This window comes from Mycobacterium kyogaense (assembly GCF_003254575.1).
GTDB classification, from domain to species: domain Bacteria; phylum Actinomycetota; class Actinomycetes; order Mycobacteriales; family Mycobacteriaceae; genus Mycobacterium; species Mycobacterium kyogaense.
In genome coordinates, this window is record NZ_QJUA01000002.1 from 13,836 (window position 1) to 37,029 (window position 23,194).

At 66.0% G+C, this 23,194-nt stretch carries 27 protein-coding genes; 3 read left to right on the forward strand and 24 right to left on the reverse strand.

What is annotated here, in order from left to right:
* Window positions 1-74: 74 nt before the first annotated feature.
* Complete coding sequence (locus DMB80_RS02045; protein ID WP_111508360.1) at window positions 75-641, forward strand: TetR-like C-terminal domain-containing protein; 567 nt, start codon at window positions 75-77, stop codon at window positions 639-641.
* On the opposite strand, the gene DMB80_RS02050 is transcribed toward DMB80_RS02045, so the two are convergent.
* From DMB80_RS02050 to DMB80_RS02070, 5 genes are read right to left on the reverse strand one after another with little or no spacing between them, the layout of a single operon-like run.
* Window positions 642-1,193, reverse strand: a complete 552-nt coding sequence (locus DMB80_RS02050; protein ID WP_111508361.1) for a pentapeptide repeat-containing protein — start codon at window positions 1,191-1,193, stop codon at window positions 642-644.
* 2 nt (window positions 1,194-1,195) lie between these two features.
* Window positions 1,196-1,771, reverse strand: coding sequence for a GTP-binding protein (locus DMB80_RS02055; RefSeq protein WP_046361752.1), 576 nt, complete (start codon window positions 1,769-1,771; stop codon window positions 1,196-1,198).
* Window positions 1,761-2,117 (reverse strand): DUF742 domain-containing protein, encoded by a 357-nt coding sequence (locus tag DMB80_RS02060; protein WP_046361724.1) that lies wholly within the window; start codon window positions 2,115-2,117, stop codon window positions 1,761-1,763. The genes DMB80_RS02055 and DMB80_RS02060 overlap by 11 nt, the downstream gene beginning before the upstream one ends.
* Window positions 2,118-2,124: 7 nt before the next feature.
* Window positions 2,125-2,517, reverse strand: a complete 393-nt coding sequence (locus tag DMB80_RS02065; RefSeq protein WP_240430967.1) for a roadblock/LC7 domain-containing protein — start codon at window positions 2,515-2,517, stop codon at window positions 2,125-2,127.
* Window positions 2,510-4,885, reverse strand: a complete 2,376-nt coding sequence (locus DMB80_RS02070; protein WP_111508363.1) for a sensor histidine kinase — start codon at window positions 4,883-4,885, stop codon at window positions 2,510-2,512. The genes DMB80_RS02065 and DMB80_RS02070 overlap by 8 nt, the downstream gene beginning before the upstream one ends.
* 241 nt (window positions 4,886-5,126) lie before the next feature.
* Between DMB80_RS02070 and DMB80_RS27970 the strand changes: the two genes are divergently transcribed.
* Complete coding sequence (locus DMB80_RS27970) at window positions 5,127-5,279, forward strand: hypothetical protein (protein ID WP_162938380.1); 153 nt, start codon at window positions 5,127-5,129, stop codon at window positions 5,277-5,279.
* Window positions 5,280-5,418: 139 nt separating this feature from the next.
* On the opposite strand, the gene DMB80_RS27975 is transcribed toward DMB80_RS27970, so the two are convergent.
* The 15 genes from DMB80_RS27975 to DMB80_RS02130 all read right to left on the reverse strand — a co-directional run bounded on the left by DMB80_RS27975 (window position 5,419) and on the right by DMB80_RS02130 (window position 16,457).
* Window positions 5,419-5,592 carry a hypothetical protein gene (locus DMB80_RS27975; protein WP_162938381.1) on the reverse strand — a complete coding sequence of 58 codons (174 nt, stop codon included), beginning with the start codon at window positions 5,590-5,592 and terminating at the stop codon, window positions 5,419-5,421.
* Window positions 5,593-5,984: 392 nt separating this feature from the next.
* A complete protein-coding gene (locus DMB80_RS02075) occupies window positions 5,985-6,317 on the reverse strand; it encodes a phage head completion protein (protein ID WP_111508364.1) in 333 nt (110 codons plus the stop codon).
* Window positions 6,314-6,685 carry a Gp19/Gp15/Gp42 family protein gene (locus DMB80_RS02080; RefSeq protein WP_111508365.1) on the reverse strand — a complete coding sequence of 124 codons (372 nt, stop codon included), beginning with the start codon at window positions 6,683-6,685 and terminating at the stop codon, window positions 6,314-6,316. Before DMB80_RS02080 ends, DMB80_RS02075 begins: the two co-directional genes overlap by 4 nt.
* Window positions 6,686-6,821: 136 nt before the next feature.
* The gene (locus tag DMB80_RS02085) at window positions 6,822-7,163 is read right to left on the reverse strand and encodes an HNH endonuclease (RefSeq protein WP_205538483.1); all 342 of its coding nucleotides are present in this window, start codon (window positions 7,161-7,163) and stop codon (window positions 6,822-6,824) included.
* 766 nt (window positions 7,164-7,929) lie between these two features.
* Window positions 7,930-8,085 (reverse strand): hypothetical protein, encoded by a 156-nt coding sequence (locus DMB80_RS27980; protein ID WP_162938382.1) that lies wholly within the window; start codon window positions 8,083-8,085, stop codon window positions 7,930-7,932.
* A 206-nt stretch (window positions 8,086-8,291) separates the two neighbouring features.
* The gene (locus tag DMB80_RS02095; protein WP_111508367.1) at window positions 8,292-9,167 is read right to left on the reverse strand and encodes a phage major capsid protein; all 876 of its coding nucleotides are present in this window, start codon (window positions 9,165-9,167) and stop codon (window positions 8,292-8,294) included.
* Window positions 9,168-9,324: 157 nt separating this feature from the next.
* Complete coding sequence (locus DMB80_RS02100; protein WP_111508368.1) at window positions 9,325-9,765, reverse strand: hypothetical protein; 441 nt, start codon at window positions 9,763-9,765, stop codon at window positions 9,325-9,327.
* Window positions 9,762-10,067 carry a hypothetical protein gene (locus DMB80_RS02105; RefSeq protein WP_111508369.1) on the reverse strand — a complete coding sequence of 102 codons (306 nt, stop codon included), beginning with the start codon at window positions 10,065-10,067 and terminating at the stop codon, window positions 9,762-9,764. Before DMB80_RS02105 ends, DMB80_RS02100 begins: the two co-directional genes overlap by 4 nt.
* Complete coding sequence (locus tag DMB80_RS02110; protein ID WP_111508370.1) at window positions 10,067-10,297, reverse strand: hypothetical protein; 231 nt, start codon at window positions 10,295-10,297, stop codon at window positions 10,067-10,069. The genes DMB80_RS02105 and DMB80_RS02110 overlap by 1 nt, the downstream gene beginning before the upstream one ends.
* Window positions 10,298-10,440: 143 nt before the next feature.
* Window positions 10,441-12,363, reverse strand: a complete 1,923-nt coding sequence (locus DMB80_RS02115; RefSeq protein WP_111508371.1) for a phage tail protein — start codon at window positions 12,361-12,363, stop codon at window positions 10,441-10,443.
* 143 nt (window positions 12,364-12,506) lie between these two features.
* A complete protein-coding gene (locus DMB80_RS27985; RefSeq protein ID WP_162938383.1) occupies window positions 12,507-12,683 on the reverse strand; it encodes a hypothetical protein in 177 nt (58 codons plus the stop codon).
* 681 nt (window positions 12,684-13,364) lie between these two features.
* A complete protein-coding gene (locus DMB80_RS27990) occupies window positions 13,365-13,535 on the reverse strand; it encodes a hypothetical protein (RefSeq protein ID WP_162938384.1) in 171 nt (56 codons plus the stop codon).
* A gap of 690 nt (window positions 13,536-14,225) precedes the next feature.
* Complete coding sequence (locus DMB80_RS02120) at window positions 14,226-14,441, reverse strand: hypothetical protein (RefSeq protein WP_162938385.1); 216 nt, start codon at window positions 14,439-14,441, stop codon at window positions 14,226-14,228.
* Between the two features lie 71 nt (window positions 14,442-14,512).
* Window positions 14,513-14,821: a hypothetical protein gene (locus DMB80_RS02125; protein WP_162938386.1), complete on the reverse strand. Its 309-nt coding sequence runs from the start codon at window positions 14,819-14,821 to the stop codon at window positions 14,513-14,515.
* A gap of 103 nt (window positions 14,822-14,924) precedes the next feature.
* Window positions 14,925-16,457: a recombinase family protein gene (locus DMB80_RS02130; RefSeq protein ID WP_240430968.1), complete on the reverse strand. Its 1,533-nt coding sequence runs from the start codon at window positions 16,455-16,457 to the stop codon at window positions 14,925-14,927.
* 31 nt (window positions 16,458-16,488) lie between these two features.
* Between DMB80_RS02130 and DMB80_RS02135 the strand changes: the two genes are divergently transcribed.
* Entirely contained in the window at window positions 16,489-16,941 is a 453-nt protein-coding gene (locus tag DMB80_RS02135; RefSeq protein WP_420812114.1) for a tRNA (cytidine(34)-2'-O)-methyltransferase, read from the forward strand.
* Between the two features lie 30 nt (window positions 16,942-16,971).
* Here DMB80_RS02135 and DMB80_RS02140 read toward each other — a convergent pair whose 3' ends face one another.
* From DMB80_RS02140 to DMB80_RS02155, 4 genes are all read right to left on the reverse strand, one after another.
* On the reverse strand, window positions 16,972-17,613 hold the full coding sequence (locus DMB80_RS02140; protein WP_111508375.1) for a nitroreductase family protein: 642 nt from the start codon (window positions 17,611-17,613) through the stop codon (window positions 16,972-16,974).
* Window positions 17,614-17,629: 16 nt separating this feature from the next.
* Window positions 17,630-20,923, reverse strand: coding sequence for an error-prone DNA polymerase (locus DMB80_RS02145; protein ID WP_111508376.1), 3,294 nt, complete (start codon window positions 20,921-20,923; stop codon window positions 17,630-17,632).
* Between the two features lie 32 nt (window positions 20,924-20,955).
* A complete protein-coding gene (locus tag DMB80_RS02150) occupies window positions 20,956-22,122 on the reverse strand; it encodes a diguanylate cyclase domain-containing protein (protein ID WP_111508377.1) in 1,167 nt (388 codons plus the stop codon).
* 118 nt (window positions 22,123-22,240) lie between these two features.
* A complete protein-coding gene (locus DMB80_RS02155; protein ID WP_111508378.1) occupies window positions 22,241-23,107 on the reverse strand; it encodes a MaoC/PaaZ C-terminal domain-containing protein in 867 nt (288 codons plus the stop codon).
* Window positions 23,108-23,194 lie beyond the last annotated feature (87 nt).

The following is a 23,194-nucleotide window of genomic DNA, read 5'->3' on the forward strand; positions in this document are numbered from 1 at the left end:
GGGCGGCAAAACCTCTGCACTGGCGACCCTTCCGAACGCAATAGACTCGGGGCGGGGCGTGCGAGGGGGGTTGTGTGACGAACAGCGATGCGGCGATCCGCGCCGTGGCACTGGACGCGGCGTTGACGGAGTTGCAGCAGTGGGGTGTGGACCGCTTCAGCATCGAGGGTGTCGCGCACCGCTGCGGTGTGGCCCCCGAACAGATCGGTCAGTTGTGGCACAGCCCGCGCGATCTGGTCGTCGATGCGCTGACCAGCTCGACGTCCAGCGCCATCCGGACGCCCGACACGGGCAGCCTCGCCGAGGACTTGACCGAGCTCGCGGTGTCCGTCGGGCACTACCTCAACGAGCAGGTGGGCCGCCGCATCGCGCGGATGCTCGTCATCGACAGCAAGTCACACACTGTCGACGACGAGACCCGACAGATGTTCCTGGACCGCCACGTGCCGGTCATGGAGACAATCCTCACGCGGGCCGCCGAACGCGGCGAGATCCACCTCGAGTTGCGGGCCATCCATGTGCTGCAGCTGCTGACGGCGCCGCTGCAGACGTTAGCGCTCTACAGCAGCGCGCCGGTGGAGCCCGCGTACTGCCGAACGATCGCCGATCTGGTGACGCGCGCGGTCAGCACCGGGAGCTGATCAGCCGCCGTGGATGTCGAGACCGTGCGCGGCGGCGAAGGCGAGCGCCTGCTCGATGTCGATCTTGGCGCCGCGCAGCGACGCCGTCGTCCAGAACGTCGGATCAGCACGCGCCCCACGCAGATCCGCCTCGTCCAGGCGGGTGCCCTGCACCCGGGCCCCGGTGAGATCGGCGCGGGCCAGCACCGCTCGTCGTAGGTCGGCGCCGACGAGGCTGGTCTCCCGCAGGCGGCAATCCGACAGCTCGACCGTGCGCAGGTCCGCTCCCCCGAGGACCGCGAGTGTGAAATCGCATTCGACGAACGTCACCGGCCGGATTCGGCACTCGAGGAACGTCGAACCCAGAAAACTGCAGTGACGAAAGACGCTGTGCCACAGCGATGTACGACGGAACATACAGTTCCGGAACGCAGAACCGACGTGTTCGGATTCCGACAGGTCGACCCCGGAGAAATCGCAGCCGTCGAAGACGACCCGCTCCGTGCGTAACCGGCTGAAATCCTCGTCGCGGAAATCCGCGTCGGCGAATTCGCTGTCGGTCTGATCGTCCATGGTCAGCCGGCAGGCGCCAGCCGGCTCAGAGCGTACTCGGTCACCGCGATCAGCGCCGCCTTCGTCGACTCACGGCTGCGCGCGTCGACGGTGATCAGCGGGACGTGCTCGGGCAGCGCCAGCGCAGTCCGCACCGCCGCCAGCCGATGACGTGGCGCACCGTCGAACTCGTTGACGGCCACCAGGAACGGCAGATCGCGGGCTTCGAAGAAGTCGACCGCGGCGAAGCTGTCCTCGAGCCGGCGGACGTCGACCAGGATGATCGCGCCGATCGCGCCGCGGATCAGGTCATCCCACATGAACCAGAACCGGCGCTGGCCGGGGGTACCGAACAGGTACAGCACCAGGTCGTCGCTGAGGCTGATGCGACCGAAGTCCATCGCCACCGTCGTCGTGGTCTTGTCCGGCAATCCGGCGAGTTCGTCGACACCTGCGGAGGCGTCGGTCAGCAGCGCTTCGGTGCGCAGCGGCACGATCTCGGACACCGCGCCGACGAACGTGGTCTTGCCCGCGCCGAACCCGCCCGAGACGACGATCTTCGTGGAGGCGGTCCTGGGCTGCTCGGACCTAGAGTGCACGAAGGCCACGCAGCGTCCTTCCGATCAGGTCCCGTCGCTCGTCTGTGGTGGCCGTCGCCGAGAGCGTGTCGTGGACGGTCACATAACCCTGCACCACCAGGTCGCCCACCACCACGCGCGCCACGCCGAGGGGCAGATGGAGATCCGCGGCGATCTCGGCGACCGACGGACGTGCGGCGCAGGCCGCCATGATCTGCGCCCGCACGTCCGCGCTCGGCCAGTCCCACGCCAGCGGCGGCGTCGCCGGCCCGACCGCGGCCTCCCACGGGACGTCGACGCCCGCGTCTGTGCGGCCCGCGGTCAGTGTGTACGGGCGGACGAGGCGGGGCCCCGGGTCGTCTGTCATCGCAGGGTCATGAGCGCAGCGGATCTCGTCGTGGCGAGGCGATCGCGGCACCCACCCGCTCGACGAAGATCGCCATCTCGTAGCCGATCTGGCCGATGTCAGCGCCGCGCGCGGCCAACGTGGCGAGGTTGGAACCGTCCCCCACCCGCATCAACAGCAGGTAGCCGTTCTCCATCTCGACGACGGACTGCAGCACGTACCCACCGTCGAACAGCTGCGCCGCCCCGGCCGACAGGCTGGCCAGCCCTGATGCCACCGCGGCCATCTGGTCGGCCCGCTCCGCCGGCATGTGTTCGCTGGCCGCAGTCAGCAGACCGTCGGCCGAGACGAGGATCGCGTGTGAGACCCCGGGCGTCTCCCGGGCGAACCGTGCCACCAGCCAATCGAGCGACTCAGTCACCTGCCTCCTCCCGTTCGTGGCGGGCGTGCCGTCGTCCGGCGGCCACCCCGCCGAAGTGGCTGGCGATGCCGGCGCGCACCGCCTCGGGGTCGCGGACCGCATCCCGGCCGCCGCGGTCGCCGTCTCCGTCGTCGGTGCGGGGGGCCGCGCCCGGAACCAGTCGTGCTCCGGGACGCCGGATGGGCAGCCCCTCGGGGGTGCGCTCCTGAACAGGTGCAGCCTGCGCGGCGGCCGCGGCCGACCAGCCGTGATCCCAGACGGTCTGCCAGTTCAGGTCGGTGCTGTGGGAGAGCTCGTGCGGGTCGACGAGCCATTCGGAGAGCATCGTCTGGTAGATCGCATCGTCGTCGGAGTCGTCCCTGGCGTGCCGCGCGCGGGCGTGGCCGTTCTGCGCGGGCGCGACGACGACGGGTGCAGGCGCCGGAGTCGGGGCAGGTGCCGGGGCGGGTGCTGGCGCCGGTGCCGGTGTCGGTGGCGGCGCGGCTACAGGTGCGGGTGCGGGTACCGGCGTCGGTACGGGTGCCGCGAGCATCTCGGCCGGTACGTAGACCCCGGCGGTGGTGCCCGACGACGGCCGGCCGGCGACGGTGCTCCGCAACCGCACGACCAAACCGTGCTGGCCGGCGAGCCGGCCAGCGACGAACAACCCCATGTGCCGGGCGGTGTACGGATTGACCTCACCCCCGGACTGCAACCGGCTGTTGGCGACCCGCAGATCGGATTCGCTCATCCCCAAGCCTGCGTCGGCGACCTCGAGCACCAGGCCGCCGTTGCCGGTGCGCGCCGCGGAGACATGCACCGGAGCCGTCGGCGGTGAGTACCGCAGCGCGTTGTCGAGGAGTTCGGCCAGCAGATGCACCAGGTCACCGGCCACCGGGCCGATCACCGCGGTGTCCGGCAGACCCTCGGCGCTGATCCGGTGATAATCCTCGACCTCGGACGCTGCCGCGTGGACGACGGCCACGACGGCGACGGGCTCGGCGTCCTCGCGTGGGATGCGCGCGCCGGCCAGCACCATCAGGTTGGCTCCGTTGCGGCGCATGCGTGCCGCGAGGTGGTCGAGGCGGAACAGGCTCTGCAGTCGGTCGGCATCCTCTTCGTCGCTCTCAAGCCGGTCGATCAGCGCGAGCTGCTGATCCACCAGCGTGCGATTGCGCCGCGACAGCGTCTCGAACATGTCGGTCACCTGCATCTGCAGCCGCGCCTGCTCGGCCGCCAAAAGCACCGCCTGCTCATGCAGTTCGTCGACGGCGTGGGCGACCTGGCCGATCTCCTCCGACGTCGGCACCGACAGCGGCGCGATCGTGGGTGTCTTGCCGTCGAGGCGGGCCTGCTCGACCTCCCGGGCCAGATCCTCGTGGGCCACCTTCAGCGCGCTGTCCCGCAGCGTGCGCAGCGGCCGCACCAGGCTGCGCGCCACCAGCGTGACCAGCAGGAGCGCGATCAGCAGCACCGCGCCGACGACCGCGGCGTCGCGGATCGCGGCGGTCCGGGCGGCTGCGGCCTCGTCGGAGACCGTCGCGGGGATCGACCGGGACGTATCGGCGATGATCCCGTCGGCGATGCCACGGGTGATGCGCTGCGACGCCAACAGATCGGGGTTGTTCGGCAGTGCCACACCCGGGTCGGAGAGCAGCGACATCCGCTTGACCATCTCCGACCGCAGCGACGCCACCGCGTCGGTGGAGCCACCCAGGAACGCACCCATCGCGGCCACCGTCGACGGTTCGGTGCCGGCCAGCGTGATCATCGACGAGCGCAGTTCGGGCTCGGGCAAATCTGCACCACGGTCGACCAGCATCTGCTGCATCGTCATCTGGCCGCGGGCACCGACCGCCCTCGCAAGCGCCTCGCCCGCGTTGCGGACCGTGTCGTCGTCTCCCGCCACCAAGCCGGTGATCGCGGTCTCGGCGGTGATCAGCAGGGGCGCATACGTCATGACCCGGGTGCGCAGATCGTTGCCGCCCGACGTGCTCTTGCCGACGAGATCGCGCCCGAAATCGAGCAGCGTGTTCGTCGCCAGGCGCACCGCATCGTCGACGTCGGTCGAGCTCAACTGGCGCTGCAGATCGGCGGCCCGGGACTCGAAGGCGGAGACGCTGGCGGGTACGTCACCGCCGTCCGTCGCGCTCACCAGCACCGCTTCCACCGCGGCCAGGTACTGCGCGACCTCAGGCACCATCTCCGCTCGCGCTGCCGCGACCCGCAGCGTCTGGGCGGACGAGGTCGCGGCGTGGATGCGCAGGCCGCCGAACACGCCGGCCAGCAGCAGCGGCACGGCCACGATGGCCACCACCTTGACGCGCACCGGCCAGTTGGACAGCGCCCACCGAGGCGGCCGCTTGATCGAGGATCGAGCGTGATTCATGAAGCATCCTGGCTGATGGCGCCCTCGTCGGGCGGGCGTGAAGCGCCTGGCGAATGCGCTGAGTATGCCAGCCCTGTCAGCGGGTCGCCAGAGTTCGCCCCTGGGCTGCAGAACCAGCAAAGCACATGGCACAGAGTCCGTTGCGGGCGTTGCGATTTCGTTTCAGACCCGTTGCGTGTCAGAGGGTGAAAGGCCGCTGATCTGCAGGCACAATCGATGGTGACCCCTTTGGAGGAGTGCAATGACCCACAATGGCGTGGAGATGGCTCTGCTTGCCGATGCGTCCGAAATCGGTGACTCACCCCTGATGCGAGCGATGAGCAGCGAGATGGTCGACGTCGACACTCTCGAAGGCCTGATCTCGATCGCGAGCTACGAGACCTGCCTGGACTGACACCCGTTTACCCTGCCAAGGGTGTTTCGGGTTCTGTTCTATTCGCCGAAAATCGGGCTGCGCACAACGTACCCCGACACGGAAAAGGCGACACCGCCGAAGCGATGCCGCCCTCCGTAAAGCGACTAACGGGTACGACCTACGCGTACTGGATGAGCTTCCAGTTGACGATCACGCCACGGTGAAGCGGCATGTTGTTGTGCTCCGCGATAGGTGCGGTGGTGCTGGGGTAGTCCTGCGACTCCCACACCCCACTCTCGGGGCACCGCGTGTTCGATCGGGCGAGAGTCCCCAGAGGGACGCGCGTCTTCATCTTTATTGGGTTTCCTTCTGTTGTTGTTCAGACCGGCCCGTTTTGAGCGCAATCCGGCAACGCAGAAATGAAACTCTGGTCACATTCACGGCGGATTTACAGTTACACCGTGACTGTTCCTGATAGCTTGGCGTCCTACCCGCAAAGTAGACGGTGAGCCTCAGGACCCAGAGCCCCTCAGGTTTTTGGGCCTGAGGTTTACTGCGTCAGCGGTCATGACTCTACCCCCCGGCACCGACACCGTTAGAGATGTACACGCGTGTTCGCTGATTCTCAGGGGCTTCTTAGCTAAACCTCTGATCATCCTGGAATGTTGCGAATGTTTCCCCACGACACGCCGGTGATTGACGTGGTTGTCAGCTACTATCCCCGCGTTGCGGGATAGTGGCCGGTTAGGACCGGGTGACTGTGTAGACGGTGTGGGCGGTGCGGCGACTTCCCCGGTGCTGGCGGGCCTCCCCGACCACGCTGTACCGCCGGCCCTGCCACTCCACCTGACTCTGGGCGCCCAGGAGGCCCCCCTGCCAGCCGACCAAGCGAAGACGCAGGATCTCGACGCTGTTGAAGCCAACGTCCTGCTTCTCGGTGGAGGTCATGGGCTGGACGACGGCGCGGCACTCGGTGCCCTGCGCAGAGGCCTTGGTGCGCTCGTTCCCGTCGGAGTCCTTCCCGACCACCTCCGGGTAGACGGTGACGGTGTCGGTCCCACGATTGAGTAAGCTCACTGGCCGAACACCGGTACGAACACGAACATCGCTGATGAGGTGCTGACTCCGAGGGTCCGCCACTCTTCATCGGTGATCTCCAGCTTCCCCGAGGCTGCCTCGGGATGGAACCGGTAGGCGTACTCCCCGTCCTGCTCCGATTCATAGCCGTCAGGGTTGCGGATCAGCCGCAGCACGACATCGCTCTCGATGTCGATCAGGTCGGCCCGGTAGTCGGGGTCCGTTGCACGGTCGTCCAGATCGGAGATCCGGCGACGGATCATCCGCTCAGCCTGTGACAGTCGACGCTCCACGAGCGTGCGTTCCGCGTTGGTGAACTCGTGAGCCCATAGCTCCTCAACGTCGTCCACGGTGGCGTAGGTGGGCATCAGCGGCCTGCCCGGTGGTGCCCGAACCTCGCTCGGGCGTGGTTGGTGGAGTGGTCCACCCGCTCAGGGTGGCCGCTTCGTGGGCCGTATCTGCTTGTCTTACTTCGCATCTCATTCCTTCTTTGAGGTGGGGTGGTTACCTTGCTCCGGGGTGCCGTTCCTGTGGGCGCTTGCCTGCGGCCCGAAGCTGACGCTTCCTGTCAGCCGATTCACGCGCCGTCTTCTGCGTGTGGCAGGGGCGACACACAGCCTGGAGGTTGCGATCCTCGTGGTTGTCCCCGCGCTGGATGTGGTCTACGTCGGTCGCGACCTGCGTGCATCGCGGCCCACGGATCTGACAGCTCCCGTCATCACGCCTGAGGATGCGCTTGCGGCGAATGTGCCAGTCGGCAGGTAGGCCTGCCCGCCTGTCTGAGTTTGACCAGCTCAATTGAACCTCCTGAATATTGAAAACCCGTACACGATGGCTGAGGCGCATAACCTCACGGTCAGGAGCCGGGGGTAGGGGGTCACCCCCTGGGGTGTACGGAATACGTTGTAGCACAGTTGAATTGACTCATTGACACCGCAGGGCGGTGCGTGGTTACATCGGGACATGAAGCGCACAATGACACTCGTAATCGCAACTACTGCAATGACTCTCGGTCTAGCATCTCCCGCCAACGCCCAGCCCCTTGAGGGGCAGGACGGATGGTCCTGCGTTGACCACGGAAACCGCATCTGCGGGCCAGGTAACGAGCAGGGGGTGCCGGCGGGCCAGTACGACCAGGGTGGTGTGCTGATCCCGTGGCCCCACGAGGTGGTCCCGGCGTGGTGCCGGGACATCTGCCTCGGGGCCTAACGCCCACCCCGCCTCTGCTCCCGCTTCTGTCGCTGTCGGCTGACTGCACGACCCCTCAACTGGTCAGGGGCGTACTGACTATCGACCGTGGGAAGGTTCTTAGCAGGACTCGAATAGCGTTCTATCGCAACTTCGTTGGGGCCAGGCTCTACCTCGGCGAGGTTCATCGTGTAACCGGGAGGGTACTTGGTGTGGAATACCACGTACTTCGCCTGGCCGGTCTTGACCAGGTGCAGCGCCACCTCTCGGGGAACTAATACAGCTTGGTCGTACTTCGGAGGGCGGGCGATCATCAGTTGGTCGAAATACTGCTCATCGGAGCGCGAATCACGGACCCACGGCGGCGGGCCAGGGTCGAAGGGCCGATCATGCGGCGCGAAGGAGCTCGGGCTCGGTTGGTCACTCACATCGACTCTCCGTGCTTGATCGTTCGCCACTGCTCGTCCGTGATGCCCACGGACTGAGCTGCGTTGTAGACGCGGTTGTCGCTTGCGTAGTAGGCGGTAACAGCATCGCTCAACGCGACGACGGCAAGCCAGTGCTCGGTATCTCGGGTCACCTCGCACACCCGCTGAGCACGGGTCAGCTCAGCATTCACCGCCCGACACAGGACGCCACATTCGGCGTGTCCAGCCTCCCTCACGAGTCGGATGCAGCCCTCGCGGGCACAGACAGGTCTGGACTTGCGACGGTTGCGCTTGCGCTTGGGCAGAGCCCCCGGCTGGTGCCGGGGGACTTCTGCATTACGTGCGACTACCACTCAGGTCAGGAGAACTTGCCCCGGACGACCGTCTCCGGTGCCAGGGAGACAAAGTCGGCCCGGTAGGTGGCCGAGATGAACCACGAGTCGTTCTGCGGGACGTAGGTCTTGCGGACCTCGGTGCCCTGGCGGGTCACCAGGCGGTGCTGTCCGGGCACGACGTACCAGAACTGGGTGCCCGCGTCGGTCAACGGGGTGATGAGCAGCTTCTTCCCGGCGACGACGATCGAGCCATCCTCCTGGAAGTCCAGTAGATAGCCGTTCTGGCTGGTGCCGGTCTTGAGGAGCGAGAGCTTCTCAGCGGTCGCGGGGCTCACAACGAACACGCCGTTATCGCCGGGGACTGTGGCGTTCTGGGCGGCATAGATCGCCTTGACGAAGTTGTCCAGGTTCGCGATCGCAGCGCTGGAAGCCCCGACAGTGATCGCGGTCGACGCATAGGACAGTAGACCTGCGAACTTCTCGGTGGGGTTGGTTCCGATCGCCGTCAGATTGCCCATGACCGCTGCGTCCAGGCTGGCGACGATCTGGTCCGACAGGCTGGCACCGATCTGGTCGGCCACTAGAGCGTTGCTGCCGTCTGCCAGGTCGTCTGCCATCTCGGTAGAGATCTGGGTGGCGCCTGCGAACTTGCGGGGAATGGCGGTCACCGATCCAGTGCCGAGGTTCGACAGCGGCAGGTCGTCAAGCTCATCAATCAGCGCCGTGGTGACAGGCGCAGTCAGTAGCGGGAACTCGTACTTCGGTCGATTGGTCGAGACCGGCGTGGAGATCTGCGCGGCGACGGCCTTCGCCTTAACAACTTGATCGACCAGGTTGCCGATCTCAGGGGCGAGGAGGCTATCGTCGTGGTTGTCGCGCTTGTCGATGGCATAAGCCATGTGTGTGTCCTCCTATGGACAGTAGGGTTCGACCCTGGCTGAGTTGCCAAAGGCCGTAATGGGTTTCAGAACATCAGCCGGTCACAGACCGGCGTCACTTGGTGCCTCTCAGAGGCGAACGTGAGCCGAGGTGCCATCACAGATGGCGGTCGTCAGCTCAAGACTTGAACACAGCTCCCCACGTCGGCTGGGGCGGCTTGGGCGCCCTGCCTCCGAGGCCCTGGGTAGGGTCAAACGCCCCGGTGTGCTTCCCGAGTCGGGGCCGCTCTGTCAGCAGCAGCTTGGCGTCAGCGGACACCTGCGCGGTGTCGACCTCGCCGTCGTCGGTGAGGTAGTCGGCCACGGTGTTCTCCGAGAGCCAGAAGTCACCGGGCACGGCCAGCTCGTCGGCCACCAGGCGCTCGATCTCCGCACGCTGCATCCGTTCGATGCGGGCAGCAGCGGCGGTCAGTTCCTCGCGAGCCGAGTCACGCTCGGTGCGGTATCGGTCGCGAGCCTCCACAAGGCCCTGATTTCCACTCTCAGGCTCAGGGGTACCGGAGGTGTCACCCTCGGGGGTTTCGGGCGTCTCGGTGGAGTTAGGGTCGATTACGGTCATGCTGCTTGGTCTCCTCTGTAGGCGGGCTCCCACTTGCGGTGTTCGCCCCGGATGATGTGTGGATCGGTGTGCAACCCGACCGGAGGCGCCGGTCGCTGGTATCGGCGCATGAACAACTGCCGGCGAGACTCCAGCAGGTCGTTGTGCCAGCCGGTGTCCCTCTCGTCCTCAGCCGACGTCTCGACGTAAGCAGCGAAAGCCGCTTCCCGGTCCTCGGGTGTCCGCTCCTTATGATCGAAGTGCGCCAGATACTCACGGGTGGAACGGATGTCCTGGACACCCCCGTCCTCGTAATCGGGCATCAGGCAGCCGCCTCCTCTTCGGAGTCATCGGTCTGGCTAGCGGCGATGAGGATGGATCGCGCCGTGGGCGTGGTGTACCACTCGTCCTGGTAGCGACCTCCCCAGAAATCGGGGTCATCCACGCTCTCGCTCTCAGCGAGTACCAAGTTGTTCGCCTCCAGGAACAGCTTCACCTGGAGGTACTGCTGGGACTTGGTGCTCAGCTCCGGGCTACGGAACACCCGGACCATGTCGTAATCGCCTACTGCGGTCAGGAACCTGGGAACTACTACCTGTAACGGTCTGTGTGACAATTCTTCTCCTTTTGTGTTGTGCTGCAAGAAGAAAGCCCCCACAGCGGATGCTGTGGAGGCCCTGCACTCTGTGCGCCCGGTTATCGCCGGGTGTACTGGAGCGCGTCCTTGTTGATCTGGTTGTTCTTCACGGCGATTGCCTCGTCCAGCGAGCCGACGTTGAAGATGAACTGCTTTCCGAACTGCAAGCCCTGTTGTAGGGCCTGAGAGATAGCGCCGTCGCCTCCGATACCGAGGTCGCCTGCGAACTGCTTCGCGTTGGCGGTGATGAAGTCCTCCGCGATGCTCAGCGGCTCCTTCGCCTTCGATTCCCAGTCCGTCGAGACCTTGGCTCCGACGTCGACCGGGCCTAGCGCCCCGGCTAGTTCGTCTGCCATGTTCGAGGCACGGTCTAGAACCGACGTGAACCCCTTGCGAAGACCCTCGTCAAGGCCGTGCATCATCGCTTCGCCGGCAGGCTGGAGAACCCGGAGGTCGTATGGCAGAGGGCCTTTAACCGCTGCGATCTTGTCCGCGATGCTGCTGGCGAAGTCCAATACGGACTGAAGGCCGGACTTGATCCCGGACAGCAACCCGTCCATCAGCGCCTTGCCGGCGCCGACCAGGATGCCCCCCATATTGCTCACGGCCCCCGCGATGCGGCCAGGCCATGAGCCGACCTCTGCGAGGATCTGCCCACCTCCGGAGACGACAGCGGAAACCGCGCTGGCGATTGCTCCGGTGACCGTGCTGACGACCGTGTTCCACGCCAACTGTGCGGACGCCACAACACCATCCCAGGCGCCTGCGATCTGGCTCCCGACGCTCGACACCGCTGAGGCAACGGCCCCCATAGCGGAAGCCACGGTGGCCTTTACCGAGTTGAACGCTTCGGAGATGCTGGCGGCGTAGTCGCGCCACGGCGCATCAGCCGACGTGAACGGCGCGGCGAGATCCTGTTTGATCTTCTCCAGGTCGAACGACGGAAGCGAAGTGGTGAACAGCTTGCCGTTGTTCAGCTCGTTCGAGAGCGTGACGATGCTAGAAAGCGTGTCGCCTATGTTCTTCAAAGCGGTGTTGAAGTCCTGGATCTTGCTCGGGTCCTGCATGAACTTCAGACCCTCGGAAGCCATCGAGCCGAGAGCCTCGGCAATGGTCTTGAGCGTTCCGCCCAGACCGTCGAAAGCCTTCGACAGCGTGCCGTCTGCTGTGATCCGTTCTATCCACTCTGAGAACGACTTGCCGGCTCCGTTGAACCAATCCGAGAGGTTGGGGAGCTCGGAGAAGGACTTCGCGAGCGACAGAAGGCCATCGGTGAACGAACCAATACCCGGTGCTGCCTTCGACAGCGCCGCGCCGATATTGCCGATGGTGGCTTCGATCTTGGCCATGCCGCCCGACGACGTGACCGAGTCCACGAACGACTGAGCCAGATCGGCCATACCGCGTGTGACAGTCGGCAACGACCGCGCCAGCGTCGGGAAAACCTCGCCCAGCTTGTCGAACACCGGGGAGAACTGCTCCTCGGTGAACTTGCTCATCGTGGCCTTAAGGCCCTCGAACGGGACAGCCAGCCGTGCGGCGGCTGCCTTGAGCCCATCCAGGCCCAACATCAGCGCTCCTACCGGAGTCGCCACGGCGGCAATCAGTCCCGGTAGAGCCAGCAGCGACGTGGTCAGCAGGCTCATGAGAGGAGCCGTCACCGCGAGGATGCCGGCGAAGATTGCACCGTAGCCAGCCGGGTTGATCCCGGAACCGAACGACGGGGCTTTGATGTTTGACAGAAGATCCTGGAGACGTTGCAGCACACCGCGCTTCACGTTCAGGTCTACATCGGCCTTCAAGCCTGCCGTCTCGGCCTTGACCCGCTGTCGGAACCCCGTGGTGTCCGGAACCACGTCTACATCTGCTTGGAGCGACTTCTCCAACCGGTCAAGATCGCGCTTGAGGTCTCGGCGGAAGTCGCCCGTGTCGGGCGATACCTTGATTGAAATCTTGCCGACTTCGATTCCGGCATCTGCCATGCATTACCCCCTTCCAGGGCATCGGCTCAGGGCTTGTGCCCTGAGCGCATCAAAAAACCCGCTCAGTGAGGCGCTGGCGGGTCGGTAGGTGTTCGGTTGTGGAGTTTTGGTGCGTGCGGCTCCTGCTGGCCGCTACGGGCCTCTCAGGCGGTTTCGGCAACCACCCACGAAAGGGTCATGCCGTCGAACGGATCTCCCGGAGGCCCGAACTGGACATGGGCGTCCTCGGGGACGTCGAACGTCCTCGGTCGATCAGCGCCGTACTCGGCGGCGCGGTAGATCGATTCCTCCAGTGCGTCGCGCGCTCGGCCTGTCTGCATCTGTGTTCTCCTGTCTCGTTCGTGATCAGTCGGCCCACGGGACCGGGTGTAGTTGGATGGCCGTCGCTTGCTTGTCTTCCACGAAGGGGTCCGCATGTGACGGCGGCAACGGCGGGAGTCGGGCATAGGTGCCCGGCTCTAACCGGGCGTTTGTGCCCGGTTGGTCAGGAGAAGTTGAGCAGTGCCGGAAATCATCTAATCCCCGATCCCCGAGAGGATCGGGGTTATCTAAAGAGCTTCTCTTTAGGAGAAGCTCAGGAGAAGTAGGGGGGGCGTCTGCGCCCGGTAGCAGCCGGGCGTTTGTGCCCGATTGGACTGTGTAACCGGGCGTATTCGCCCGGTTAGGCTCCTGATCCTCTACCAGGCATTCGTGCCTGGTTACCTCTCCCTCTAACCGGGCGCCTATGCCCGGTTGGGGGAACAGCAAGCGGTACTCCGAGGCCCGCCCCGAGCGGCCTCGGTGGGTGATCACCAGCCAACCCCTCTCAACGTTGGCTTTGATCTGACGCCGGACGTTGGTGATGTCGAGACCCGTAGCGTCGACAATCGTCGCCTGGGTGACGTACCCCGCAAGGGTGTGGTTGTCCATGTACGTGCGGATCACGTTCACCGCCGCGCGGGGCAACTTGGGATCGCCGTTGCGGTTGTACGCCTGGTCCCAACGGATGATGTTGGGCGTACTCACTTGGAGCGGGACAGCGCGGCGCGCAGCGCAGCCAGTTCAGCCTGTGCGGCGTCGCGCTCACGCCGTGCCTTATTACGGTCCATCCGGTGCTTGGCGCACTCAGCTCTCAGGCGCTCGATGGCCTGTTGAGCTTCTAGCGGCCATGTGTCACAGTCGACGTAAGCCATTCTCGTATCTACCTTCTCGGTGTCGTACGCCTCCTGGGCGCAGTGGTGGGGGGGACTTGCTACGCGACCAAAGCCTCTATGGCTGCCAGGCGGGCAAGTCGCTCGTTGCGGCGTGCTCGATAGCGGGCCTCGTTGTCGCGGGAGCACCGCGAACACTGACCGTTTGACCTGCGGTCGCTCGGTGTGCGGATGGTGTGCTTGCCGCTGCGGCAGCGGCCTGAGTAAATCATTGGCGGACTCTCCTTTCGCGAAAGTTGTTGATTTGCCACCTGATTCAGAATGGGGCCATTGGTCATCGACCGAAAGAGAACCCCCCAGCTCAAGGCTGGGGGGCTCATCTAATGGCTGTGCTCGCACCCCTGCGAGCATTTCGACACCGAGTGTCGGCGGTGTCTTATCCGTTCGAGCATGTCCAGTGCGAACGGCTCTCCGCTGAGTTTCAGCGTCTCAGCGGGAAGTCTGTCCCGGCAGCGAGGAGAAGCACACTGCCGGGGGCGGGCCGACTCAACGTTGTCGGCCTCATGGTGGAGCGGCTCACGACGAGTGGAGAGGAAGGAAGTGGACTCCATCCGTCGCGGCGCGTCAGCACCAAATCAATCGGGAGAGGGGACGAAACCCTCTCACCCTGTAGTAGGTGTTACTTCACAGATTGGGTAAAAACCCTGCTCCGAGGCTTGTGCCGGCGGGTCTTCACCGCTCCCACTGCGTCGCCGTAGCGGTGCCGTCGCCGTCAATGAGCTGTGCGTCCTCGGAGACGGGCCATGTTCTTGGAGGTGCCACTGGGCCGTCTCGATCCGGGTCGTTCATCTGATCGGACATCTCTTGGACCGCGCCTATGAGCGCGTCGGGCTCGCTGGCTTGCCTGGTGACTTCGGCCAGCTCGGCCTCGGGGGTCGGTTCCGTCATGCGGGCCAATTGTGCCAGCACCCTCCCACCCTGTAGTAGGTGTAACTTCGCAGATCGGGTAAAACGGCAGCTCAGATGGGGTCTAGGGTCAGCTCAAACAGGACGTCCCGGCATGTTGGGTCAGTACACCCATCGCCCCAGAAGCCGTCTCGGTGCTGGTCGTCACAGCCGACCTCGGCCATGACTGAGATGAACCCCGCATTCGAGAGCGCATCGACGGAGTCGGCCAGGTCCGATAACTCATGCTCCCCGCGAAGCCCGAGAAGGACTTCGCTCAGAGACCAGATGCGATCTGGCTCTGGCAGGAGGAAGGCACCGACAACCGCGTCGGTGTCGATCATCTGTCGGTCTGCCCTGATTGCGCTCAGCCAGTCGGCCATATCCGCTTTCCTCCCCTTGGTGTGTGACATTCGTAGCACCTAAGCCGCTCCGTGTCACGGGAACACGCACACTCAAAAATGTTGCTAGACAACCTACTTGACATTAAACGAGCGGTTCCGGCACTCCAGCGCTGGCTCGCTCGATGACCGCAGCGGCCTCCCGCCGCGCCATTACTTCGGTCCCGTCGATCCCCGCCATGTCCCATATTTCGGGTGGAACACGGATCGCTGCCTCCAGTTGACGGGCTGCAATCGTGATGCCCGACCTCATGAGCAACTGCCGTCGACCGGCTGCGTCCGCTGTCTCCCAGGCGGACCCGTAGGTGCCGCCTGTCGGCCTGTACTCCCACCGAGCCTCTCTCGCCGGCTGCGAGTCGAGCTCCGAGAGTCGGCGGTCTACCTTCTCGATCTGCATCTGGAGACGCTGCCTGGTCGTCTCCGAAGCAGCGCGGCTCAACACTGCCGCGAGGTCGTCCAGAGCCTCAATTGCCTCCCTGCGGTCGGTTTCTCGTGCATCCCCCGGCACCCATACCCGCTCCCGGATGAGCACGTCTCCGAGCTCATCTAGGAAGGCAGCTTCCACCCGCTGTTCGAGATCGTCCGCCCGAATCATGGGCGTGTGCCCACACGCCGACCTGTAGTAGCGATAGACGTAGATTCGGTTCTCTCGCTTGACCGATGTCCGGTCATGGTGGAGTGGCCCACCACAGTCGAGACAGAACACCACCCCTGACAACGGGCTAGCCTCGGGCCGTGGCCGGCTCTTGGCCTCCTGGACGCGATCCAGCGCCCCTTGGAGTAGCTGCCACTCGTCGCCGGTAATCAGGGCCGGCGCAAGCTCAACGGGGGCGCCGTCAGCGTCCCGCACGGTCTCCCCTTTGTGGTGAGCGAACCCGCGCAGGGCACGGCTCCTGAGCATGTTGCGGAGCGCCGTAGTCTTCCAGGTTCCGCTGCCCTCGCCCTCGGCGCGGATCATCGGGGCTCCGGCCTTGACTGTCGCGTAGTACCTCGACGGGGTCAGGTAGCCCTCGGCAGTCAGTTGCTTGGCGACGGAGGCCAAGCCCTTCCCGTCGATGACCTCACCGACGACTCGACGGACGACAGCAGCGGCCTCCTCGTCCACGACGAGAATCCAGCCGGCGTCACCCTTGACGGCTGAGTAGCCGTAGGGCGGCTTCCCACCGGGCCAGCGGGCCGTCTGGCGGAGCTTGGCCCGAGATGACTTCTGCCGCTCTCGAATGGCCTCCAGCTCCCCCTCTGCGAGGCCGGCGATGACGCTGGCAAGCATCCGGCCTGCCCACGTCGTCAGGTCTATGGACTCTGAGCACGAGACCACCGTTTTGCCGTGGTCCTGCGCCCAGCCAAAGAGCTTGCTGAGCTGGATCGCGTTGCGTCCAAGCCGGTCGAGTTTCCAGGCGACAAGGGCGTCCCACTCGGGCGCCCGGTCTCCGAGCCACGGCCCAAGCTGTGGGGTATCGAACGGGTCGACGGACCCCGACACGTCGATGTCCTCAGCCCACCCGACGACGGTGTGATCGCTGGCATCGGCCCATTGCTGAATGATCTCGCGCTGACGCTCGACCGACGTCGACTCTTCGGTTGCCCTAGAGAGTCGTACCCTTCCGAGAACACGCACGTTGAGAGGTTACCCTGTTGTGTTCAAGGTGATGTTCTATTCGCCGCGTATCGCGCCCAATACCGGCAACGCGATCCGCATGGTGGCAGGCACCGGGTGCGAACTGCATCTGGTCGAACCGTTGGGCTTCGATCTCTCTGAGCCGAAGCTGCGCCGTGCCGGCCTCGACTACCACGACCTGGCGTCGGTGACGGTGCATGCCGACCTGGCCTCAGCCTGGGCCGCGGTGATGCCGGCGAGGGTGTTCGCGTTCACCGCTCACGCCCAGGCGTCGTTCGCCGACATCGCCTACGAACCCGGCGACGTGCTGCTGTTCGGGCCGGAACCGACCGGCCTGGATGCCGAGACGCTCGCCGACCCGCACGTCACCGCACAGGTCCGCATCCCGATGCTGGACGGCCGGCGATCACTGAACCTGTCGAACGCCGCCGCCGTGGCCGTGTACGAGGCGTGGCGTCAGCACGACTTCACGGGCAGTGTTTGATCAAGCAGTGTGTGACCCAGCGGCGGCTGACTACCACGTATCCCAGTGCGTCAACTGCTCGGCAGGCAGCCGCTTGGCCTTCTTAAAGTCGGCGCCCTTGGTATAGGCAATCGGGAAGAGCCCGGCCTGGCTGTAGGAGTCGAACGGGATGCCGAGGAGTTCGGCGGCCTGACGCTCGCCGTCGCCGAGCAGGTGCAGCGTGGTCCAGGCCGAGCCGAGCCCCCGCGAGCGCAGCGCCAACATGAAGCTCCACACGGCGGGCAGCAGCGATCCCCAGTAGCCCGCGCTGGCACCCGACACGGTGTCCTGGGGCTTGCCCTCCAGACACGGGATCAACATGACCGGGGCCTTCTCCAGGTTGTCGTTGAGGTAACGCGCGGAATCCATCACCTTCGGCGCTCGCTCGTCACGCTCGTCGCCGTAGGTGGGCTTCTCGGCATTCAGATACGGCGTGGCATTGGTGCGGTAGATCTCGGCCAGCGCGAGTCTCTTGTCGGGGTCGGTCACGAAGACCCACTGCCAGCCCTGACTGTTGCTGCCCGTCGGCGCCTGCAATGCGATGTCGAGGCATTCCATCAGCACCTCGCGCGGCACCGGCTTGTCGAAATCGAGGCGCTTGCGCACCGAGCGGGTCGTGGTCAGAACGTCATCCGCAGACAAGTTGAGCGTCATTCTGCCGAGGGTACATTCAGCGGAAATCGCGGGATTTGGACGCCACCCGCAGGCTCAGCGGGCCCATCCGATCGGCCACGACCGTCACCGCTCCGGTCGCGTTCTGCACGATTCCGCGCACCACCAGCGCCGCCGCGGTCTGGGCCAACCTGCGGTGCCGTGCCCACACCGCCGGCATGCACAGCACGTTGACCATCCCGGTCTCGTCCTCGAGGTTGACGAACGTGACCCCCTGCGCCGTCGCGGGCCGCTGCCGGTGAGTCACCGCACCAGCGACCAACACGCGGGTGCCGTCAGGCACCGACAGCAGCTGATCGGCCGGCACGACCCCCATGGCGTCGAGGTTCTCGCGCAGGAACTCGGTCGGGTATCGGTCGGGCGACACCCCTGTCGCCCACACATCGGCCGCGGTCAGCTCCAGCTCCGTCATCCCGGGCAGCGACGGGACATGGGACGACGAACCCACCCCGGGTAACCGGTCGGGACGTTCGGCGGCGGCCGCCCCGGCAGCCCACAACCCTTCCCGCCGGGTGATGCCGAAACAGCCCAGCGCACCGGCGGTGGCCAGCGCCTCGGTCTGCGGCACGCTCAGCTGCACGCGCCCGGTCAGGTCGAGCAGCGAGGTGAACGGTCCGTGGGCCCGCTCCTCGACCAGCCGCTGCGCCAGATCGTCGCCGATGTGCCGGACGGCCCCGAGTCCGAGCCGCACCTCGGTCCCCGCGTTCTCCAGCGTGGCGTGGGCGAGGCTGGCATTGGCGTCGGGGCCGTGCACCACCACGCCGTGGCGACGAGCATCGGCGACCAGGGACTGCGGCGAGTAGAACCCCATCGGCTGGGCACGCAGCAGCGCGGCGCAGAACGCCGCCGGATGGTGCAGCTTGAACCACGACGAGTAGAACACCAGCGAGGCGAAGCTCAGCGAATGACTCTCGGGGAAGCCGAAATTCGCGAATGCTTCGAGTTTCTCGTAGATCCGTTGCGCGACGTCCCCGGTGATGCCGTGCAGTTCGGCCATCCCGTCGAAGAACCGACCCCGCAGCCGCCGCATCTTCTCGGTGGAGCGTTTCGAGCCCATGGCGCGGCGCAGCTGATCAGCCTCGGCGGCCGAGAACCCCGCACAGTCCACGGCCAGCTGCATGAGCTGTTCCTGGAACAGGGGCACCCCCAACGTCTTTCGTAGCGCCGACTCCATCGACGGATGGTCGTAGACGACCTCTTCCTCACCGTTGCGCCGCTTGATGTACGGGTGCACGGACCCACCCTGGATCGGGCCGGGACGGATCAACGCCACCTCGACCACCAGGTCGTAGAACACCCGCGGTTTCAGCCGGGGCAGGGTAGCCATTTGGGCCCGCGATTCCACCTGGAACACCCCGACGGAGTCGGCACGCTGCAGCATCTCGTACACCGCGGTCTCGGACAGGTCCAGCGTTGCCAGATCCACGTCGATGCCTTTGTGCTCGGCGACCAGGTCGATGCAATAGTGCAGTGCCGAGAGCATGCCGAGCCCCAGCATGTCGAACTTGACCAATCCGATGGCCGCGCAGTCGTCCTTGTCCCACTGCAGCACGCTGCGGTTCTCCATGCGCGCCCACTCCACCGGACACACATCGGCGATGGGTCGATCGCAGATCACCATGCCGCCGGAGTGAATTCCCATGTGCCGCGGTAGATTCGAGATCTGTCGCGCCAGATCGATGACCTGCTCGGGAATGCCTTCGACGTGGGTGCCGTCAGACAGGTTGCCCCATTGGCTGAGCTGCTTGCTCCACGCATCCTGCTGGCCCTGGGAGAATCCGAGCGCACGCGCCATGTCGCGGACGGCGCTGCGACCACGGTAGGTGATCACGTTGGCGACCTGCGCGGCGTACTCGCGGCCATAGCGTCGATAGACGTACTGGATGGCGTCCTCGCGCAGATCGGATTCGATGTCGATGTCGATGTCGGGTGGGCCGTCGCGGGCCGGCGACAGGAATCGTTCGAACAGCAGATCATTGGCCACCGGATCGACATTGGTGACCTTCAACGCGTAGCAGACCGCCGAGTTGGCCGCCGAACCCCGCCCCTGGGACAGGATGTCGTTCTCCCGGCAGAACCGGGTGATGTCGTGCACCACGAGGAAATACCCCGGGAAGTTGAGCTGTTCAATGACCCGCAGTTCGTGCTCGATCTGCGCGTAGGCCCGCGGAGAACGATCGGGTGGACCGTAGCGCTCCCGCGCGCCCTGCATCACCAGGTGCCGCAGCCAACTGTTCTCGGTGTGGCCGGCCGGAACCTCGAAGGGCGGCAGCTGGGGCGCGATGAGCGCCAGGCCGAACGCACACTGTTCGCCGAGTTCGGCTGCGGCACTGATCACCTCGGGACAGTGGGCGAACATCCGCGTCATCTCCTCCCCCGAACGTAGATGGGCACCACCCAGCGGGGCGAGATATCCCGCGGCCTCGTCCATCGAATGCCTGGCCCGGATCGCGCCCATCGCCATCGCGAGCCGACCGCGGGACGGCTCGGCGACATGCGCACCGGTGGTGGCGATGACACCCGCCCCGAAGCGAGGTGCGAGTGCGGCCAGCGCGGCGTTGCGTTCGTCGTCGTGGGGATGCCCGTGGTGGGTGAGTTCGACGGTGACCCGGTCACGGCCGAACCGGTCGACCAGATCGGCGAGCGCAGCGGCCGCGGCGTCCGGGCCGCCGGTGGACAGCGCGCGGCGGACATGACCTTTTCGGCATCCGGTGAGGATCTGCCAGTGTCCACCTGCGGCGTCGGTCAGCGCGTCGTAGTCATAGCGCAGCACGCCTTTCTCTCCGCCGGCCAGGTGTGCCGCGGCCAGCTGGCGGGACAGCCGCCGGTATCCCTCCGGCCCCCGGGCCAGTACCAGAAGGTGTGGCCCCGGCGGGTCGGGATCGTCGGTGCGGCTCCCTCCCCCGAGGGACAATTCGGCGCCGAACACGGTTGCCATGTCGAGTTCCCTGGCGGCCTCAGCGAACCGCACCACCCCGTACAGGCCGTCGTGATCGGTCAGCGCGATGGCCCGCAGGCCCAGCCGATCCGCTTCCTCGACGAGCTCCTCGGGCGTGCTCGCACCGTCGAGGAAGCTGTAGGCGGAGTGGGTGTGCAGTTCGGCATACGGTGTCGACGAGCGTGGACGGGTGGGCGCATCCGGTGGCTGGTACTCCCCCCGCTTGCGCGACCAGGCGGGGCTGTCACCGCCGTCGCCGGCCTGCTCGTCGATGGGCCAGCCGGCACGGCGCGGCTTGCTGTTGAGGACGCGTTCCATCTCGCCCCAGCCCGGCGGACCGTTGTGCCAACCCACCCGGACAGTCTATCGAACACCCGTTCGATGCGTCAGGCGATGCGTCCATTGCCCGGGCGCGGATCGTCGCCGTCGTCGTCCGGGTCTTCGTCGAGCGTCGGCCGCAGCACGTAGCGGACCTGGTTGCCGCCTGCCATCCTGGCCTGCTCGATGGCCTGGTTGGCGATCGCGATCAGCTTGTCCAGCACATCGTCGGGCGGCTCTGCCGCCAGCGGCGGCAGGGGTGTGCAGACCACGCCGATGCTGGCGGTCAGGCGCTGGGGCGTCACGGATATCGCGCCGCGAATCCGCTCGACCAGCGGGGAGGCGTCGGCGGTGGTGAACGTGTCGGCGACGAGGAAGTCGTGGTCGGACACGTGCGCGACGATCGCGTTGTGCCGCACGACCTCACGCAGCGCCTGCCCGACCGACACCCGGGCGCGGTTGCCGCCGCTGGCCCCGCTCAACCCCAGCAGCAGCGAGAAGCTGTCGATGTTCACCGCGACGACGACCAGGTATCTGTCGTCGCTACGGCTGCGCGAAGCGAGCAGTGTCGCCACGGCCTGATAGAACGCGTCCCGGTGCAACAACCCCGTCAACTGCTCGATGTCGCCGTGGTGGGTGTCGGGCTGTATCAGCACGAGCATCGCCCGGCAGGCGAACGCGACGAACACGTTGAGCAACACGATGATCCCGGCCGCACACACAGCCAGTGCCAGGTCGTCGGCCGCCACGTGGACGATCAGCACACCCAGCGTCACCGCCCCGACCGACCAGACCGCCGTCAGCAGGCGCGGGGTGTGGAAACTCACCACGAACGCCGTCAGCACGGCGTAGTTGGCCGCCCCGGTCAGCCCGACCACGGGATTGGTCTGGATCAGAATCGACACCCCGATGGCCGCCGACGCGACCAGTACGCAGAGCAGTGACTGCGCCCGTGTCGGCCAGTGCGCCCGAAGCCACAGCGTGGCCAACGCGCAACAGCTCAGCGCGATGACCACCGTGGCGATCCGCCCCGTCGACGTCTGAGGGCCCGCCGGGCTGGCAAGAAGGCCGAGGGGAAGCAGACCGAGCGAGGCGATACACAGGGCGACCAGCCGGCACGTCGCGGTCTGCATGCCCCGGGCCGCGAGGATGGCAGTAAACCAGTAGTAGTGGTCGGCACCCCACAGCGCAGCACCGACTGCGCCGAGCCACGAAAAGCGCAAACGTTCACGCATGCGCGCGGCCCCGGCGAGCTCTCCTACGACTCAGGTCATGACCCCCACCCACAGGCGAAGATTACCAGCGCAGCAAATAGTTGCCCACCCTAATGAACACCTGTGGCCTCCTGAGGCCTCAGGCGACGAACTCCGCGTCACCGTCCTCGAGCACCAGCCGCGCGTTCGATCCGTCCGGGGCGGCCGCTTCGGTACGGAACACCGCGCGGCCTTCAGTTGTCCGCCAGATCGACGTCGTCAGCGTCTCACCGGGGAACACCGGAGAGGTGAAACGCGCCGAGATGGCAGTGAGGCGAGTGGCGTCGCCGGCGCCGAGCTCCGCGACGAGTGCGCGGCCCGCAACGCCGTAGGTGCACAGCCCGTGCAGGATCGGCTTCGGGAAACCGGCCAAACCAGCAAACCACGGATCGCTGTGGAGCGGGTTGCGGTCCCCGGAGAGCCGATACAGCAGCGCCTGGTCCTCGCGGGTGGGCAGAGCGACCGTCGCATCGGGTTCACGGTCGGGGATCTCGGGCGCGGCCGGCCGTGAACCGGGCTGTCCACCGAAGCCGCCTGCACCGCGGATCACCAGCGTGGTCACCGTCTCGGCGACCGCTTGGCCGGTGGCCGGATCGCTGCCGGTGGCCTTGAGCATGACGATCGCGTTCTTGCCCTCGCCCTTGTCCTGAATGTCGGCGACCTCGTTGACGACGCTGAGCTCTCCGGCGGCGGGCAGCGGTGCGAACAGGCGGATGCTCTGCGAGCCGTGCAGCAGCTTGGAGAAGTCGAACGATCCGATGACCCCGGCCGCAGCGAACGGCGAACACGCGATCACCGCGTAGGTGGGCAGCACCTGCTGGGCGATGTCGTGGCTGTTCTCGGTGGTGAAGGCGAGATCCGCGATGCCCGCGCCGACGCCGAGCGCGTAGAGCAGGGTGTCCCGATCCTTCCAGCGGAAGGTCTGGGCAGGGGTGGTGACGCCGACGGCGTTGGGATCGATGGGCATGGCTCATTCCCTATGCCATGGCGGTGCGGCTTGGCAAGCCTTGCTGTCCTCGGCGCGCCGCGAAGCGCGCCGTCTGTGACGATGATC

What these genes read in the sequence shown, in the direction of transcription:
- DMB80_RS02105 (WP_111508369.1), bottom strand. Translation starts at nt 10,067, where the DNA reads ATGCCCGATTACGAGGACGGGGGTGTCCAGGACATCCGTTCCACCCGT.
- DMB80_RS27990 (WP_162938384.1), bottom strand. Translation starts at nt 13,535, where the DNA reads ATGGCTTACGTCGACTGTGACACATGGCCGCTAGAAGCTCAACAGGCC.
- DMB80_RS02155 (WP_111508378.1), bottom strand. Translation starts at nt 23,107, where the DNA reads ATGCCCATCGATCCCAACGCCGTCGGCGTCACCACCCCTGCCCAGACC.
- DMB80_RS02070 (WP_111508363.1), bottom strand. Translation starts at nt 4,885, where the DNA reads ATGAATCACGCTCGATCCTCGATCAAGCGGCCGCCTCGGTGGGCGCTG.
- DMB80_RS02125 (WP_162938386.1), bottom strand. Translation starts at nt 14,821, where the DNA reads ATGGCCGACTGGCTGAGCGCAATCAGGGCAGACCGACAGATGATCGAC.
- DMB80_RS02085 (WP_205538483.1), bottom strand. Translation starts at nt 7,163, where the DNA reads ATGCGCCTCAGCCATCGTGTACGGGTTTTCAATATTCAGGAGGTTCAA.
- DMB80_RS02050 (WP_111508361.1), bottom strand. Translation starts at nt 1,193, where the DNA reads ATGGACGATCAGACCGACAGCGAATTCGCCGACGCGGATTTCCGCGAC.
- DMB80_RS02140 (WP_111508375.1), bottom strand. Translation starts at nt 17,613, where the DNA reads ATGACGCTCAACTTGTCTGCGGATGACGTTCTGACCACGACCCGCTCG.
- DMB80_RS02150 (WP_111508377.1), bottom strand. Translation starts at nt 22,122, where the DNA reads ATGCGTGAACGTTTGCGCTTTTCGTGGCTCGGCGCAGTCGGTGCTGCG.
- DMB80_RS27985 (WP_162938383.1), bottom strand. Translation starts at nt 12,683, where the DNA reads ATGCAGACAGGCCGAGCGCGCGACGCACTGGAGGAATCGATCTACCGC.
- DMB80_RS27975 (WP_162938381.1), bottom strand. Translation starts at nt 5,592, where the DNA reads ATGAAGACGCGCGTCCCTCTGGGGACTCTCGCCCGATCGAACACGCGG.
- DMB80_RS02080 (WP_111508365.1), bottom strand. Translation starts at nt 6,685, where the DNA reads ATGCCCACCTACGCCACCGTGGACGACGTTGAGGAGCTATGGGCTCAC.
- DMB80_RS02100 (WP_111508368.1), bottom strand. Translation starts at nt 9,765, where the DNA reads ATGACCGTAATCGACCCTAACTCCACCGAGACGCCCGAAACCCCCGAG.
- DMB80_RS27970 (WP_162938380.1), top strand. Translation starts at nt 5,127, where the DNA reads ATGACCCACAATGGCGTGGAGATGGCTCTGCTTGCCGATGCGTCCGAA.
- DMB80_RS02095 (WP_111508367.1), bottom strand. Translation starts at nt 9,167, where the DNA reads ATGGCTTATGCCATCGACAAGCGCGACAACCACGACGATAGCCTCCTC.
- DMB80_RS02060 (WP_046361724.1), bottom strand. Translation starts at nt 2,117, where the DNA reads ATGACAGACGACCCGGGGCCCCGCCTCGTCCGCCCGTACACACTGACC.
- DMB80_RS02115 (WP_111508371.1), bottom strand. Translation starts at nt 12,363, where the DNA reads ATGGCAGATGCCGGAATCGAAGTCGGCAAGATTTCAATCAAGGTATCG.
- DMB80_RS02135 (WP_420812114.1), top strand. Translation starts at nt 16,489, where the DNA reads ATGTTCTATTCGCCGCGTATCGCGCCCAATACCGGCAACGCGATCCGC.
- DMB80_RS02120 (WP_162938385.1), bottom strand. Translation starts at nt 14,441, where the DNA reads ATGACGGAACCGACCCCCGAGGCCGAGCTGGCCGAAGTCACCAGGCAA.
- DMB80_RS02110 (WP_111508370.1), bottom strand. Translation starts at nt 10,297, where the DNA reads ATGGTCCGGGTGTTCCGTAGCCCGGAGCTGAGCACCAAGTCCCAGCAG.